Below are 13,269 nucleotides of genomic sequence, written 5' to 3' on the forward strand. Positions count from 1 at the left end.
GTCCGGCTGCCGAGGCGGCGTTATTCGAGCGAGCCTATCGATGGTTGCTGAGTGGGGTGAGCGTTCTCGGGCTGCTGATTCCGTTCATTGCGGATGTGTCGGCGGCGGTGTTGGGCCGACGAAACGGCTCCAGCGCCGGTCGAGCACCTGTTGCTTGAGCACCTCGATGACGTCGACCAGCAGTTCTTCCAGCGCCAGGTCGGTCTGCTCATCCTGATACACCCAGGCATCAAAGAACTCGTCAGCCAGATTGCCCGCCAGTGCCTGGAACTGCGGGCCGCGCATGCCTTCCACGGCCCCCTGCAACAGCCGCGCAGCGATGTCCCCCAGCGCATCGTCGAGTGTTGCAGCCAACCGATTACCCAGGGGCAGCCGGCGCAGGTTGTTCATCTCCGGATTGCTTGCCAGCGCCTGATGAATCAGCTGATTGACGTAACCCTCGATGGCGCCACGATTGTCGCGGTAGCCGGTTTCCAGCATATCCTGCAGGCGTCGCGAAATATCGTTCAGCACACGCTGCTTGCGAGGACGAACCACCTCCTGCAACAGACGACGCGACAGGTCGTCGCTGGCGCCGATCTCCTGCTGCAGGCGGCCGAACAGCCGCACCATCACCCGGTCGGAGAGCTCTTCGATCAGCATGTAGTAGTAGCGGCTGAACACGCCGTAGACGGCCCAGCCGCGCATGTCGATCAGGCCCAGACGCTGCAGGCGAATCAGCAGCGTACCCACGCGTAGCACCCGTAGCCAGCGCAGTCCTGCCAAGGGGATGCAACCAAGCACGTCATACCAGTGGGCGAAGGGGTAGTAATACCAGCGTGCGTAACGGCGCTCGAAAAGCGCCACGGTCCAGCCGAGCAGCACATCAAGGACGAAGATCGCCACGAATCCCAGATCGATGTACTGGAAGTTCGCATGGATGGTGTGCTGGTAACGCTCATGCAGCTGCGGCATGAGGCTCGCTAGGGCGGCATTGACCGGTTGCAGGGCGAACAGGCTGTCGAACAGGATCAACACCAAGTTTATACAGACCAGCAAGACGATGAATGCTTCCCAGGCCGCATGCAGCCCGTCGCGGCGCCTTGCCTGTTGTGCAGCGCTCTGCTCAGCCATTCGCTTCGGTCGCAGTCGCCGGCTGCCAGAGTATCTCACCGCAACCCTGACGCCTGGCAATCAACCGGGCGGCGACGAACAGCGCGTCGGAGAGCCGGTTCAGATAGGCCAGCAACACCGGGCGTATGGTTTCGCTGGTATTCAGCTGCTGGCAGCGGCGCTCGGCGGTGCGCGTCATGCTGCGGCAGAGGTGGGCGAGGGCGATCAATCTGGAGCCGCCCGGCAGAATGAATTCCTTGAGCGGTCCGAGCTCCTGGTTCCAGTTGTCGATGGCCTGTTCCAGTCGCTCGATTTCCGTGTCCTGCAGTGCCTGGTAGTCAGGCATCGCCAGTTCACCGCCGAGATCGAACAAACGGTGCTGGCAGGGGGCGAACACGCTGATCAGCTCGTCGAGAGCTGGCCATTGCACCTGCGCCTCGGCCAGTTCAGCGAGCAGCAGGCCGAGCTGGCTGTTGAGCGTATCGACCTCGCCCATGGCCTCCACTCGCGGGTGATCCTTGGCTACCCGGCGGCCGTCGCCGAGCCCGGTTTCACCGCTGTCGCCAGTGCGTGTGTAGATCTTCGACAGTCGATTGCCCATGCGCTTTTATTCCTTGTTCAGGCCGTGGCCGGCTCGCTGGGCGAGCTCAGCGGTAGACGCAGGGTGAAGGTAGAGCCGTGGCCGGGTTGGCACTGCACTTCCATCTGACCCTGATGATTGTTGGTGATGATGAAATACGAGACGGAAAGGCCCAGTCCGGTTCCCTGGCCGACTTCCTTGGTGGTGAAGAATGGTTCGAAGATGCGTTTGCGCACATTTTCCGGAATCCCGCCGCCGTTGTCCTCCACCTGGATTTCGGCCCACGGTGGATTCAGGCGAGTACGCAGAATGATTTGTCCCGATTCGCCTCCTTGATGGGTATGGATAGCCTGAGCGGCATTCTTCAGCAGATTGAGCAGCACCTGCTCTAGCTCGTTACCGATGCAGGGCACGCGATCTATTCGCGGGTCGAAATCGCGGACGATATCGATGGCCTTGAAATCGAATCCCTCCATCAGCGCAAAGTCGTTGCCGGCAATCTCCAGCGCCTGATCGATCAGCACCGGCAGGTGGCACTCGGCCAGTTGACGGTTGCTCATGCGACTGAAGCTGAGCATATGGCTGACGATCTTCGCTGCGCGTGAACCTGCCTGCTGGATACCATCGAGCAGCTGCGGGACTTCGCGGCGCTGCAGGTATTGGTTGACTGCCTCAAGGCGCACGCCGGTTTCCTCGGCCGCCTCTCGGTTGCGCTCAAGTTCAGGCGAAAGCCGGCGACGGATGTTCTGTGCGTTGTGCAGGATGGCGCCGAGAGGGTTGTTGATCTCATGAGCCATGCCGGCCGCCAGGCTGCCGACCGAAAGCATCTTCTCCGACTGCACCATCATTTCTTCCATGTTGATCCGCTGCGTGATGTCGTCGATGCGGATCACCACGCCTCGGCCGCCGGCGCCTGTCAACGGATAGCAGGTCAGCGCATAGTGGCGCGGCTCGTCGTTACGCAGCCAGGTCACGCGCTCGATCTTCGCCACCACGTGTTGTTCCGAGGTGCGCCGAATCTGTGCGAGAAACGGTTTGAGCGGCTCGAAGGCAACGAAGACCGGCTGGTTCAATGCATCGTCCAGTGACGTACCGGAAAGTGCGCTCGCCTCCTGGTTCCATTGAGTGACGTAGAGCTGCTCGTCGAGGGCAATCAGTGCCGATGGCATCGAGTCGATGATGCTGTTGAGGTACTTCTGAAAGCCGGTGAGCTTCTGCTCGATCTTGCTGCGTACCTGAACCTCCAGCTCCAGCTTGCGATTGGAGTGGCGTGTCTCTTCGGCCAGCCCTTGGGCATGGTCGAAAGCATCCTGGGCATCGTCGCGGGCGCGTTTGAGCTGCTGCTCGCGCGCCTCCATGCGCGACAACATGGTGTTGAAGGCATCGGCCAGCCTACCGATCTCATCCTGATTGCCCGGCTTGGCCCGCAGCGAGTAATCCTCTTCGCGGGTGACCTGGCGCGACAGTGCTTCAAGATCGCGAATCGGTCGGGTGATGAGCTGGCGGATCTGCCGCGCGACCAAGACCCAAAGCAGCAGGCTGGCGACGAGGATCGCAAGGCTCGCGGTCAGCGTACCGGTATAGAACGCGCCGGGCAGCTCGCTGCTGGCGACCATCAGCAGGTGGCCGGTGCTGCCATCCGCTTGCGGCAGCCGGACCAGCAGGTTGGCGCGAATCTCGCTGGCTCTCCAGTGCGCAACCTCGCTCAGTTGCTCTGGCAGACGCAGACGCTCCCCTTGCTGCAGCTGGGCGAGGCTGTTGCCGTCACGGTCATAGATCATTGCTGCCCGTAAAGGCGCGTAACCTTCCATGCGCTTAAGCAACGCACTGGCAGCCTCTGGTGACGACAGCGCACGAGCGCTCAGCTCTTCGGTGGCGAACAGTTCACCGAGGGTGTGCATCGCCTGTGGCGCTACGCTTTGCCGCGAGATCCAGTAGGCCGCGCTGATGAAGGCGAGATTGGATACCAGCAGAACGGCTGCAAGCAGAACGAGCAGGGCGAGCAGCAGCTTGCGGCCGACGGGAAGGTTTTCGAGGCGCTGACGCAGGATCATTGGCGGGCACGAAGCGGTAGAGTGATTCTGCAGGGTAGCCGCGGCTCAGTCCGTGGGCAATCCGCGCAGGCTCAGGTGTTCGCGCAGCTGACGGTGCAGGTCGTGCAGCAGTGGCACCACCAGCCCCAGCGAGTACGCGCTGCGGCAGGCGTAGCCCAGCAGATAGTCGATTTCGGTGCGCCTGCCGAGCCGCACATCCTGGTACATGGACGAGTAGTTGACGGCGGTAGCTTCGATCACCCGCAACACTTCGCCGTGCAGATCGATGGCTGCGGTTGCTTGTCCATTTGCCTCGAGCAATGTGCTGAGCTCTTCGCAAAGCGCTGCGAGCTGTTCGCGATGCTGCAGCAGTTCGCCGTTGCGGCAGTCGTGAAGTACGGTCAGCGGGTTGATGGCGCAGTTCAGCGCCAGCTTGCGCCACAGTCGTGTGAGGATGTCGCTGCTCCATATTTGCGGAATGCCGGCCTGGTCCAGGTCGCCCAGCCAGCTCGGCACACTACCGCCGTTCGGGTCACCCAGCCAGTTCTGGCCGCGCCCGGCGAACACGACCTGCATGGGGCCGTCGCGGTAGGCACCTTCGGTGCTCGACACGAAAATACAGCGTACCTGCGGCCAGCGTTCAGCAATGGCTTGTTGGCTGCCGAGGCCGTTTTGCAGCAGGAGGATTTCGCAGCTGTTGGCGAGGCGCGGCGACAATTGGGCAATCGCTGCTTCGGCGTCGTAAGCCTTGCAGGCGACCAGCAGGCGCTGGATCGGCGTTGTCGCGTCGGGCAACTCGGCCGCAATGGAGTGGAAGCTGGACTGGCCTGCTTCGCTCAGCGTCAGCCCTCCGGCATGTTGATAGTCGATGAGGCGCTGTGCGGAACGCAGGATGATTCGCACCGGCACGCCGGATCGAGCCAGGCGCGTTGCCCAGAGGCTGCCGAGGGCGCCGGCGCCAAGGATGTGCCAGCTCAAGGCGTCACGCCGATTGCTTCAGGCGTAAAGGGACGATGCGGCCGGTGCTGTAGGCGCTCGGCAACAATGACGCTGCGCGTTCGATGATTGCCTCCGGTGTGATGGGTAGAGCATCTGTATCCAGACTGATCAGGCTGATGCCAGCTTTGATCGAAACGAAGCCCTCGCTAATCTTCAATGCTCTCAGATTCAAACCTTCGTGCAGGCGCTTGAAGCTGCTCGGCGAGCATCCCTTGAGATCGTCGACCAGGGCGAGCAGGCCGAACTGAGCCTCACCGATGCGACACACTACATCCAGCGGGCGGACGAGCTGTTGCAGGCGGGCTGCGACAGCACAGAGAATTTCAGCGTATACCGCTTCGCCGTAACGCTCGCGCAGCGTCTCGGCTTCCGGTAGGCCAATCTGCAGGTAGTACAGCGCCGTGCCGCGGTTTTCCATCTGCCGCAGGCTGGCGGCCAGCCGCTGGTGCAGGTAGCGATCATTGCCCAGACCCGTCAGTGGGTCTTGCAGGCTGTGTTGTTCAAGGTTGGCGACGTTTTCCGCCAGCTGATGGTTTTCCTGCTTGAGTTTCTGTAGGGACCCGCACAGTCGGTCAGCGGCAAATATTCGCGGCAGGAGCTGCTCGTTCATTGCCGACTTGCTGATGAAGTCGTCGACGCCATGGTCGAACGCGTGGCCGAGGGCATTTTCGCTGTCGCGCCCGGTAAGCAGGATGACGTAGCTGTAATGGCCGCCCACGGCGTCACGTTGGCGTATCAGTCCGGTGAGTTCGAGGCCATCCATTTCCGGCATCAGCCAATCTGCGAGTAACACGTGAGCGGGCCGCTGAGCGTGCTGTGCCAGTGCATCAGCTGCGCTGCTGGCAAAGCGGATGTCTTGGTAGCCGGCTTTGCTCAGCGCTCGTCCGATCATTACGCTGGAGAACTTGGCATCATCGACTACGAGGATGCTCAGGTGGGGGTTGGGCATGGCAAGCTCAATCAATTGAAGGGGGACGTCCTGTCACTTGCCGTAGGGGCGGGCGCTGACACGTCGAATCGTTATAATGACCGCGCATTCTCAACCGTCAAGACACGCGCGCTCGGCTCATGCGGCCCGTCGCGCTACATAGTGGAGGAATCCCATGCCCTCGTTCGACGTGGTGTCCGAATTGGACAAGCACGAAGTCACCAACGCGATCGACAACGCCATGAAGGAACTGGATCGACGTTACGATCTGCGCGGTAAAGGCAGCTTCGAGCAAAAGGATCTGACCGTGCAGCTGACGGCGGATGCCGAGTTCCAATTGGAGCAGATGCTCGAGATCCTGAAGTTGAGCTTGGTCAAACGCAAGATCGATATCCAGTGTCTGGAAATCAAGGATGCCTATGCATCCGGTAAGAGCACGAAGCAAGAAGTAGTGCTGCGTGAAGGGATCGAAAAGGAGCTGGCGAAAAAGATCGTCGCACACATCAAGGACGCCAAGCTCAAGGTGCAGGCTGCCATTCAGGGTGAACAGGTACGCGTGACCGGCAAGAAACGTGACGACCTGCAGGAAGCCATTGCCGCGCTGCGCGGCCATGAATTCGGCATGCCGCTGCAATTCAACAACTTCCGCGACTGATTTCTTCCGCGCCCAGGCGCGCATCCATCCCTCGCTTCAAACGGTGCCCGTCGCTCACGGGCACCGCCCTCTCTAAGGAGTATCTCCATGGACCTGAGCGTCGACTATCTGGTCGGTCTTTCCGAATCCTGGCTTCCGGTCGTTCTGCAATACGGTGCGCAGGTGACGCTTGCGCTGCTGACATTCCTGTTCGGCTGGTGGCTTATCAACACCCTGACCGGCAAGGTCAGCAGCCTGTTGCAGCGCCGCAAGGTTGACCCGACATTGCATGGCTTTATCGGCAGCCTCGCCAGCGTAGTGCTCAAGGTGCTACTGCTGGTCAGCGTAGCGTCGATGATCGGCGTGGAAACCACGTCCTTCATTGCCGTAATCGGTGCTGCCGGCCTTGCGATAGGCCTGGCCTTGCAGGGCAGTCTGGCGAACTTCGCCGGTGGCGTGCTGATCCTGCTTTTCCGGCCGTTCCGTGTCGGTGAGTGGATCGAGGCGCAGGGTATCGCGGGTACGGTGAATTCCATCCAGATTTTCCATACCGTGCTCAAGACCGGGGATAACAAGACCGTGGTAGTGCCCAACGGCGCGCTCTCCAACGGGCATATCACCAACTTCTCCCGCGAGCCGCGGCGCCGTGCGGATATCAATGTCGGCATCGACTACAGCAGCGATATCAAGCTGGCACGGCAAGTCCTGCTGGAAATTGCCGAGGATCCGCGTGTCCTGCGCGAGCCAGAGCCGGTCGTGTTTGTCACCGGGCTTGGCGACAGTTCGGTAAATCTGTCGCTACGCGTATGGGTGGCGACTGGTGACTTCTGGCCGGTGACCTTCAGCTTCACTGAGCAGGCCAAGGAGCGGCTCACTGCGGCGGGTGTCGGTATCCCATTCCCGCAGCGAGTGGTGCATCTGGTACAGAGCTGACGCGATCGTGTCGTGCGGACAGAAAGAAGCCGGCATTTGCCGGCTTCTTGGTTTTCTCTCAGGGCTGTTCTGAGGTGGCTTCGCGCTGCGGCTCGTCTGGCTGCTGCCTGGTTCTCGACCACTGCCAGGCGATCAGCACCAGCGTCGGAATGCCGAGCAGCGCGGTGACCAGGAAAAAATCACTGTAGCCAAGCTTTTCCACCATCACGCCGGAGTAGCCGCCGAGCAGGCGCGGCAGCAATAGCATCAGTGAGCTGAGCAACGCATATTGAGTGGCAGAAAACTTGAGATTGGTCAGGCTGGAGAGGTAGGCGACGAATGCGGTCGACGCCAGGCCGCCGCTGAAGTTGTCGCAGGAGATGGTGACGATCAGCATCTGCAGGTTCGCGCCCATTTCCACCAGCAGCATGAACATCAGATTGGTCGCCGCCGATGCAACGCCGCCGATGAAGAGGATTGGCAGAATGCTGAAGCGCACGATCAGCAAGCCACCAAATGCTGCCCCAAGCAGCGTCATGACAAGCCCGAAGAGCTTGCTGACACTGGCAATCTCATCCTTGGAAAAGCCCTGGTCGATGTAGAACACGTTGGCCATCACGCCCATTACCGTGTCCGACATTCGATAGGTGGCGATCAGCCCGAGTAAAAGCAATGCCTGCCAGCGGTAGCGGACGATGAAGTCGGTGATTGGCGTCAGCACTGGTCCCATCAGGATGCGCCCAGGTGCCGACAGGCAGCCCCAGCAGATCAACAGATACATGGTCCCGCGTGGCCAGTAACCGCCCCAGTAGGACTGGAACATGCCGGTGGTGGACACCATCAGGATGATCAGCACGATCACTGATACCGCCTGATGCGCGAAGTCGAAACGTAGCGGGCGCTGCCGCTGGCTAGCCTGGCCGAAGATATGGCGCACCGGAACGAGCAGCGCACGGCCTACCGGAGACGCGGTGCCAAGAATGAACAGCGCATACAGCATTGCCCGCGGCCATGCCTCGGCAATCAGCGCGTTGATCATTGCCGGCACCGAGATGAGTAGAACCAGCATCAGGCCGACTGCGGCGAGTTGGTGGTTGAAACTGTAGCGAGAGGGCTCGTTGGGCAGCGGTGTGCCTGCGTCTGGCTCGCGGATCACCAGGCTGGTGATCAAGCCGGGGATGATCAGCACGGCGAACGCTAGGTAGGTCGTGGTCCAGGCTGCCTGGTTGTAGTCGACGCTGCTCGAGCCCAGCCATTCGGCGAGGAACAGGGCGCCGGCGCTGGCGAGGAGCATGGCGACCCGATAACCGGTCATGTAGCTGGCAGCCAGTGTTGCCTGAAGTTTGTCCTCGGCAATTTCCAGGCGATACGCGTCGATGGCGATGTCCTGCGTTGCTGAGGAGAACGCCACTACTACTGCCAGCGCGATAAGCACAGTGAGGTTGTGCTGAGGGTTGCATAGCGCCATGCCAATCAGGCCGGCCGCGATCAGGGCCTGGGACAGCACCAGCCAGGAGCGCCTGCGCCCTAGCGCGCCGATCCAGGGCAGGCGCCATTGGTCGAGCATCGGCGACCAGACCCACTTGAAGGCATACGCCAGGCTGATCCAGCTGGCAAAGCCAATGGTTTCCCGGGAGACGCCGGCCTCGCGTAGCCACACCGAAAGCGTGGAGAACACCAGGACAGCGGGTAGACCGGCAGCGAAACCCAGCAACAGCAGGGCCAGCGTGGCGGGACTGGCGTAGGCGGCTAGCGCATCGCGCCAGGTTTCACGGGACATACATCGATATTCTGTACAGTTTGGACGAAGGGCGCACTCTAACCGCTGTGCTCCGTCGAATGCCAGCCGTGCCGACGCATGTCCACCCGGTCATTGACAATGGTCAGCCCCTCGGCGCGCAGACGCATACGCTGCTCGTGCCCAGCTGCCGTTCCGGCAGGCAAGCTGAGCCTGCCGCCGGCGGCGATTACCCGATGCCAAGGCAGGGTGGTCTCATCAGGCAGTTGCGACATCAGGCGGCCAACCCAGCGGGCAGCGCGGCCGAGGCCGGCCATGGCTGCCAGCTCGCCGTAGCTCACAACTTTGCCGGGCGGAATTTGCGACATCACCAGATAGACAGCAGCCCGACGCGTTTCGACGTCGGCTGAGGGCGGCAGCAGTGGCGAATGATCGATCATGAGGGGTTCCGGTAGGGAGAATGGCAGGTTGCTATCGAACTCGTGCTCCATTCGGCGGTCTTTGCTTGCTGTAGCTGAACGCATAGGGATAATGCCAGCCTTTCCACTGCCTACGATCAGATTTCCAGCACATATATGCTCACCAGAACCCTGCTTTGCGCGACCCTTTCCGCTGTTGCCCTGCCATCGTTCGCCGACACTGTGTGGCTGAAGAACGGTGATCGCCTGACAGGCAAGATCAGTGTGCTCGACGGCGGCAAGCTGCTTATCGAAACTGAATACGGCGGCTCGATTCCACTGAAATGGAACCAGATCGCTACTCTGGAAAGTGATCAGCAGTTGCTGGTCAAACAGGATGACGTGACCGGCGAGGTGGCTCAGTCGTTGCAGGCCGCCGACCATGGCAAGGTCACGCTGGTCAACGGTGCCGCGCCGCGTACCGTAGAGCTGGCGAGCATCTCGCAGATCATCCACCCCAAGCCGCTGATCCAGGATTTTACCTGGAAGGGCAACATCGACGTGGCGATGGATTACAAGCGCGCCGAAACCGATACCGACGACTACGACGTCTCTTTCGATACCAAGGCCCGCCACGGCCTGTGGCGCCACAACGGTACCGGTAACTACAACCGCGAGTACCGCGATGGTGTGACCGTCACCGACAACTGGGACGCCGAATACGCGCTGGACCGTTTCCTCGACGAGCACTGGTTCTGGCAGGGGCGCCTCAGCTACAAGCGTGACCAGATCGAGGACGTTCGCCGCCAGCGCACCATCGGTACCGGTCCGGGTTATCAGTTCTGGGATAACGAACTGGGCGCGTTCTCGCTGGCCGCGTTGATCAACCGCAGCGACTATGAATTCGCCGATGGTGACAAAGAGAACTTCTACCTGGCCGCGATGAAGTGGGACTACAACCGCTACCTGGTGGGCAAGACGTTCGAGTTGTTCAGCACCGGAGAGCTCGGCAAGCCGCTGGAAAATGTTGCCGACTACGCGCTCGATGCCGAGATCGGCCTGCGCTACAAGGTGACCGACTGGGCCTCATTGAATATGAAAGCCCAGAAGGACATCATCAGCGGCGCAGACAATGACCTCGACGAAACCCGCTACAGCATCGGTTTCGGGGTGGGCTGGTAAGCAATTTCCGCCTGTGTGCATATATAAAGAAAGGCAGCCGATGGCTGCCTTTCTTTTTGCGCGAGGGATGCAATCAGAGACGTAGGCCACCATCGAGTTCGAGAATGCGCCCGGTGTAATAGTCGTTCTCGAAGATATACGCCACCGAGTGGGCAATCTCGGCCGGCTTGCCCATGCGCTTGAGCGGAATGCCGGCAGTCATCTTCTCCAGTGCTTCAGGTTTCATGCTGGCGACCATCTCCGTCTCGATGAAGCCTGGGGCCACACCGGCGACACGAATGCCGTAGCGTGCCAGTTCCTTGGCCCATACCACCGTGGCCGAGGCCACTCCGGCCTTGGCAGCGGAGTAGTTGGTCTGGCCCATGTTGCCGGCGCGGGAGATCGAGGAGATGTTGATGATCGCGCCCTCGCTCTTCAGCTCGACCATCTTTGCCGCGACCTCGCGGGTGCACAGGAACACGCCGGTCAGGTTGACGTCGATCACCGCCTGCCACTGCGCCAGGCTCATCTTGCTGATCTCGCCGTCCTTGACCTTGAGCAGCAGGCCGTCGCGCAGGATGCCGGCGTTGTTCACCAGACCATGCAGGCCGCCGAAGTCCTCGGCGACGCGCGCAACCATGTCGCTCACCTGTTCCTCGTTGGCGACGTTGCACAAGTAGGCGCGGGCGTCGCCGCCGGCCGCCTTGCAGGCCGTTACCGCTTCATCCAGGCGGTCCTGGTTGAGATCCACCAATGCCAGCCGCGCGCCCTTGCTCGCCAGGTATTCGCCCATTGCCCGGCCGAGGCCCTGGCCGCCACCAGTGACGATGATGACTTTGTCTTGAAGCTGCATGCCTATCTCCATGTGGTCGTTCTGCTGCGGGAACGACGCCCGCGGGGGAAACCGTTATGCTGAGCGCCCGTCGACCCGGACCCGTATCGAGGAGCCTCAGGTGAGCGCCGAAGCCAGCAAGCATGCCCGACAACTCCTGCTCAAGGAATACCGCGGCGTGCTCTCCACCCATTCCCAGGCCATGCCCGGCTTTCCGTTCGGTTCGGTAGTGCCTTACTGCCTGGACGCCAATGGCTGGCCGCTGATCCTGATCAGCCGCATCGCCCAGCACACGCGCAACCTCAAGGCCGATGGTCACTGCTCGCTGCTGGTGGGCGAACGCGCCGCCGAGGACGTGCAGGCGGCTGGTCGACTCACGCTGCTTGCCGAAGCGCGCCAGATCGACGAGCCCGCGGCGATCGAGCTGGCTGCGCAGCGCTACTATCGCTACTTTCCCGAGTCGCGCGACTACCATCGCGTGCATGACTTCGATTTCTGGGTGCTGGAGCCGGTGCGCTGGCGCTATATCGGTGGCTTTGGCGCGATTCACTGGCTGGATCATGTCGCACTGGCCAATCCCTTTGCGGTCGAAAATGGTGAGATGGAGCAGGGCATGGTCGAACACATGAACGACGACCACGCTGCGGCCATCGCCCGTTACGTCGAGCAGGCCGGACTGCCGCAGAACCAGGCGGCGAGAATGGCCGGAATCGACGGCGAGGGTTTCCATTTGCGTATTGGCCACGCGTTGCATTGGCTGGCTTTCCCAGAGCCATGCGAAACGCCGCTGGCGGTGCGCCAGGCGCTGGTCGCCATGGCGCGCGGCTGAAGCGAATTCAGCTTCGATTCAGCCGCGTTGCGCATAATTCGGTTACAGGCTGTTTTATTACCTGGGTTGAATTAGACCCGTTATGGCGCCATCTACAGAGGACTGGAAGCTGATCTTCCGTCAAGGACCATCGATGCGAATCTTCTTTGTGCTGTTCCTGTTGTTTCCGCTGGCCGAGCTGTATGTGCTGATCAAGGTCGGTGGCTCCATTGGTGCGCTAGCGACCATTCTGCTGCTGGTGCTCAGTGGCATCGCCGGCATACTGCTGCTAAGGCTGGCCGGTTTCGCCACGGCTTGGCGCGCGCGTGAGCGGCTGGCGCGTGGCGAGCTGCCCGAGCGCGAGATGCTGCAGGGCTTGATGATGGCCATTGGCGGCGGTCTGCTGTTCCTGCCCGGTTTCATCAGCGATGTGCTGGCGCTGATTGTGCTCTTCCCGCCGACCCGCAACTTCCTGTTCCGTCAGATCAATCGACGGATCGAAGCTCAGATGCAGCGTCAGCGTGCTTTCGCCGACGATCTGCAGGCGCGCTCCAACCCACAGCGACCGAATGTGATAGAGGGTGAATGGGAGCGCGATGACCGCGACCGGTAGGTCGATCATTGCTATTTCGGCATGCCATCAGGCATGCCGTTTTTCGTTTTCATCCATGAAAATTTCATGCGCGCCCCTTGAAATGCTCTTGAACGCCCGCATGTAGCGGACACCGCAAGGTCGCTGTCGTATTCGACAGTCCGTTTTCTGCGGCTCGCGTTGCGGGCCGCAACCGGCACCGCCGGATTTGCCAACCCGCCGATGAAGGTCATCGGCATGGAACAACTCTATTAGGAGAGATCGACAATGAAGCTTCGTCCTCTGCATGACCGCGTCGTGATTCGTCGCAGCGAAGAAGAAACCAAGACCGCAGGCGGCATCGTTCTGCCGGGTTCCGCTGCCGAGAAGCCTAACCGTGGCGAAATCGTCGCTGTAGGCACTGGTCGCGTTCTGGACAACGGCGAAGTCCGTCAACTGGCCGTCAAGGTTGGCGACCAGGTTGTATTCGGCCCTTACTCCGGCAGCAACACCGTCAAGGTCGACGGTGAAGATCTGCTGGTGATGAGCGAGAACGAAATTCTCGCCGTCGTCGAAGCCTGAT

The 13,269-nt window shown here is 61.1% G+C and carries 15 protein-coding genes; 6 read left to right on the forward strand and 9 right to left on the reverse strand.

The window, feature by feature from the left end; genetic code table 11:
* Positions 1-84: 84 nt before the first annotated feature.
* From CXK91_RS19420 to CXK91_RS19440, 5 genes are read right to left on the reverse strand one after another with little or no spacing between them, the layout of a single operon-like run.
* Complete coding sequence (locus CXK91_RS19420; RefSeq protein ID WP_103457687.1) at positions 85-1,113, reverse strand: ion transporter; 1,029 nt, start codon at positions 1,111-1,113, stop codon at positions 85-87.
* Positions 1,106-1,693, reverse strand: coding sequence for a cob(I)yrinic acid a,c-diamide adenosyltransferase (locus tag CXK91_RS19425; protein ID WP_103457688.1), 588 nt, complete (start codon positions 1,691-1,693; stop codon positions 1,106-1,108). The genes CXK91_RS19420 and CXK91_RS19425 overlap by 8 nt, the downstream gene beginning before the upstream one ends.
* A gap of 17 nt (positions 1,694-1,710) precedes the next feature.
* Positions 1,711-3,726, reverse strand: coding sequence for a sensor histidine kinase (locus CXK91_RS19430; protein ID WP_103457689.1), 2,016 nt, complete (start codon positions 3,724-3,726; stop codon positions 1,711-1,713).
* A 45-nt stretch (positions 3,727-3,771) separates the two neighbouring features.
* Complete coding sequence (locus CXK91_RS19435; protein ID WP_103457690.1) at positions 3,772-4,683, reverse strand: putative 2-dehydropantoate 2-reductase; 912 nt, start codon at positions 4,681-4,683, stop codon at positions 3,772-3,774.
* A gap of 4 nt (positions 4,684-4,687) precedes the next feature.
* Complete coding sequence (locus tag CXK91_RS19440; RefSeq protein ID WP_103457691.1) at positions 4,688-5,653, reverse strand: GGDEF domain-containing response regulator; 966 nt, start codon at positions 5,651-5,653, stop codon at positions 4,688-4,690.
* Between the two features lie 154 nt (positions 5,654-5,807).
* Between CXK91_RS19440 and CXK91_RS19445 the strand changes: the two genes are divergently transcribed.
* Together CXK91_RS19445 and CXK91_RS19450 are read left to right on the forward strand one after the other, a co-directional pair.
* The gene (locus CXK91_RS19445; RefSeq protein ID WP_103457692.1) at positions 5,808-6,287 is read left to right on the forward strand and encodes a YajQ family cyclic di-GMP-binding protein; all 480 of its coding nucleotides are present in this window, start codon (positions 5,808-5,810) and stop codon (positions 6,285-6,287) included.
* Between the two features lie 87 nt (positions 6,288-6,374).
* The gene (locus CXK91_RS19450) at positions 6,375-7,199 is read left to right on the forward strand and encodes a mechanosensitive ion channel family protein (RefSeq protein WP_103457693.1); all 825 of its coding nucleotides are present in this window, start codon (positions 6,375-6,377) and stop codon (positions 7,197-7,199) included.
* Between the two features lie 58 nt (positions 7,200-7,257).
* On the opposite strand, the gene CXK91_RS19455 is transcribed toward CXK91_RS19450, so the two are convergent.
* Together CXK91_RS19455 and CXK91_RS19460 are read right to left on the reverse strand one after the other, a co-directional pair.
* On the reverse strand, positions 7,258-8,958 hold the full coding sequence (locus tag CXK91_RS19455; protein WP_103457694.1) for an AmpG family muropeptide MFS transporter: 1,701 nt from the start codon (positions 8,956-8,958) through the stop codon (positions 7,258-7,260).
* A gap of 38 nt (positions 8,959-8,996) precedes the next feature.
* Entirely contained in the window at positions 8,997-9,356 is a 360-nt protein-coding gene (locus CXK91_RS19460) for an MGMT family protein (RefSeq protein WP_103457815.1), read from the reverse strand.
* A 135-nt stretch (positions 9,357-9,491) separates the two neighbouring features.
* Here CXK91_RS19460 and CXK91_RS19465 point away from each other — a divergent pair, with 135 nt between their 5' ends.
* Entirely contained in the window at positions 9,492-10,496 is a 1,005-nt protein-coding gene (locus CXK91_RS19465; RefSeq protein ID WP_103457695.1) for a DUF481 domain-containing protein, read from the forward strand.
* Between the two features lie 73 nt (positions 10,497-10,569).
* On the opposite strand, the gene CXK91_RS19470 is transcribed toward CXK91_RS19465, so the two are convergent.
* A complete protein-coding gene (locus tag CXK91_RS19470) occupies positions 10,570-11,328 on the reverse strand; it encodes an SDR family oxidoreductase (RefSeq protein ID WP_103457696.1) in 759 nt (252 codons plus the stop codon).
* Positions 11,329-11,428: 100 nt separating this feature from the next.
* Between CXK91_RS19470 and CXK91_RS19475 the strand changes: the two genes are divergently transcribed.
* Complete coding sequence (locus CXK91_RS19475; RefSeq protein ID WP_103457697.1) at positions 11,429-12,136, forward strand: HugZ family protein; 708 nt, start codon at positions 11,429-11,431, stop codon at positions 12,134-12,136.
* Between the two features lie 133 nt (positions 12,137-12,269).
* A complete protein-coding gene (locus CXK91_RS19480; RefSeq protein ID WP_103457698.1) occupies positions 12,270-12,728 on the forward strand; it encodes an FxsA family protein in 459 nt (152 codons plus the stop codon).
* A gap of 11 nt (positions 12,729-12,739) precedes the next feature.
* On the opposite strand, the gene CXK91_RS22625 is transcribed toward CXK91_RS19480, so the two are convergent.
* Positions 12,740-12,946, reverse strand: a complete 207-nt coding sequence (locus tag CXK91_RS22625) for a hypothetical protein (RefSeq protein ID WP_146048137.1) — start codon at positions 12,944-12,946, stop codon at positions 12,740-12,742.
* Positions 12,947-12,974: 28 nt separating this feature from the next.
* Between CXK91_RS22625 and CXK91_RS19485 the strand changes: the two genes are divergently transcribed.
* Positions 12,975-13,268 (forward strand): co-chaperone GroES, encoded by a 294-nt coding sequence (locus CXK91_RS19485; RefSeq protein ID WP_019340746.1) that lies wholly within the window; start codon positions 12,975-12,977, stop codon positions 13,266-13,268.
* The last annotated feature ends 1 nt before the right edge of the window (position 13,269 follow it).

This window comes from Stutzerimonas stutzeri (genome assembly GCF_002909485.1).
GTDB classification, from domain to species: domain Bacteria; phylum Pseudomonadota; class Gammaproteobacteria; order Pseudomonadales; family Pseudomonadaceae; genus Stutzerimonas; species Stutzerimonas stutzeri_AH.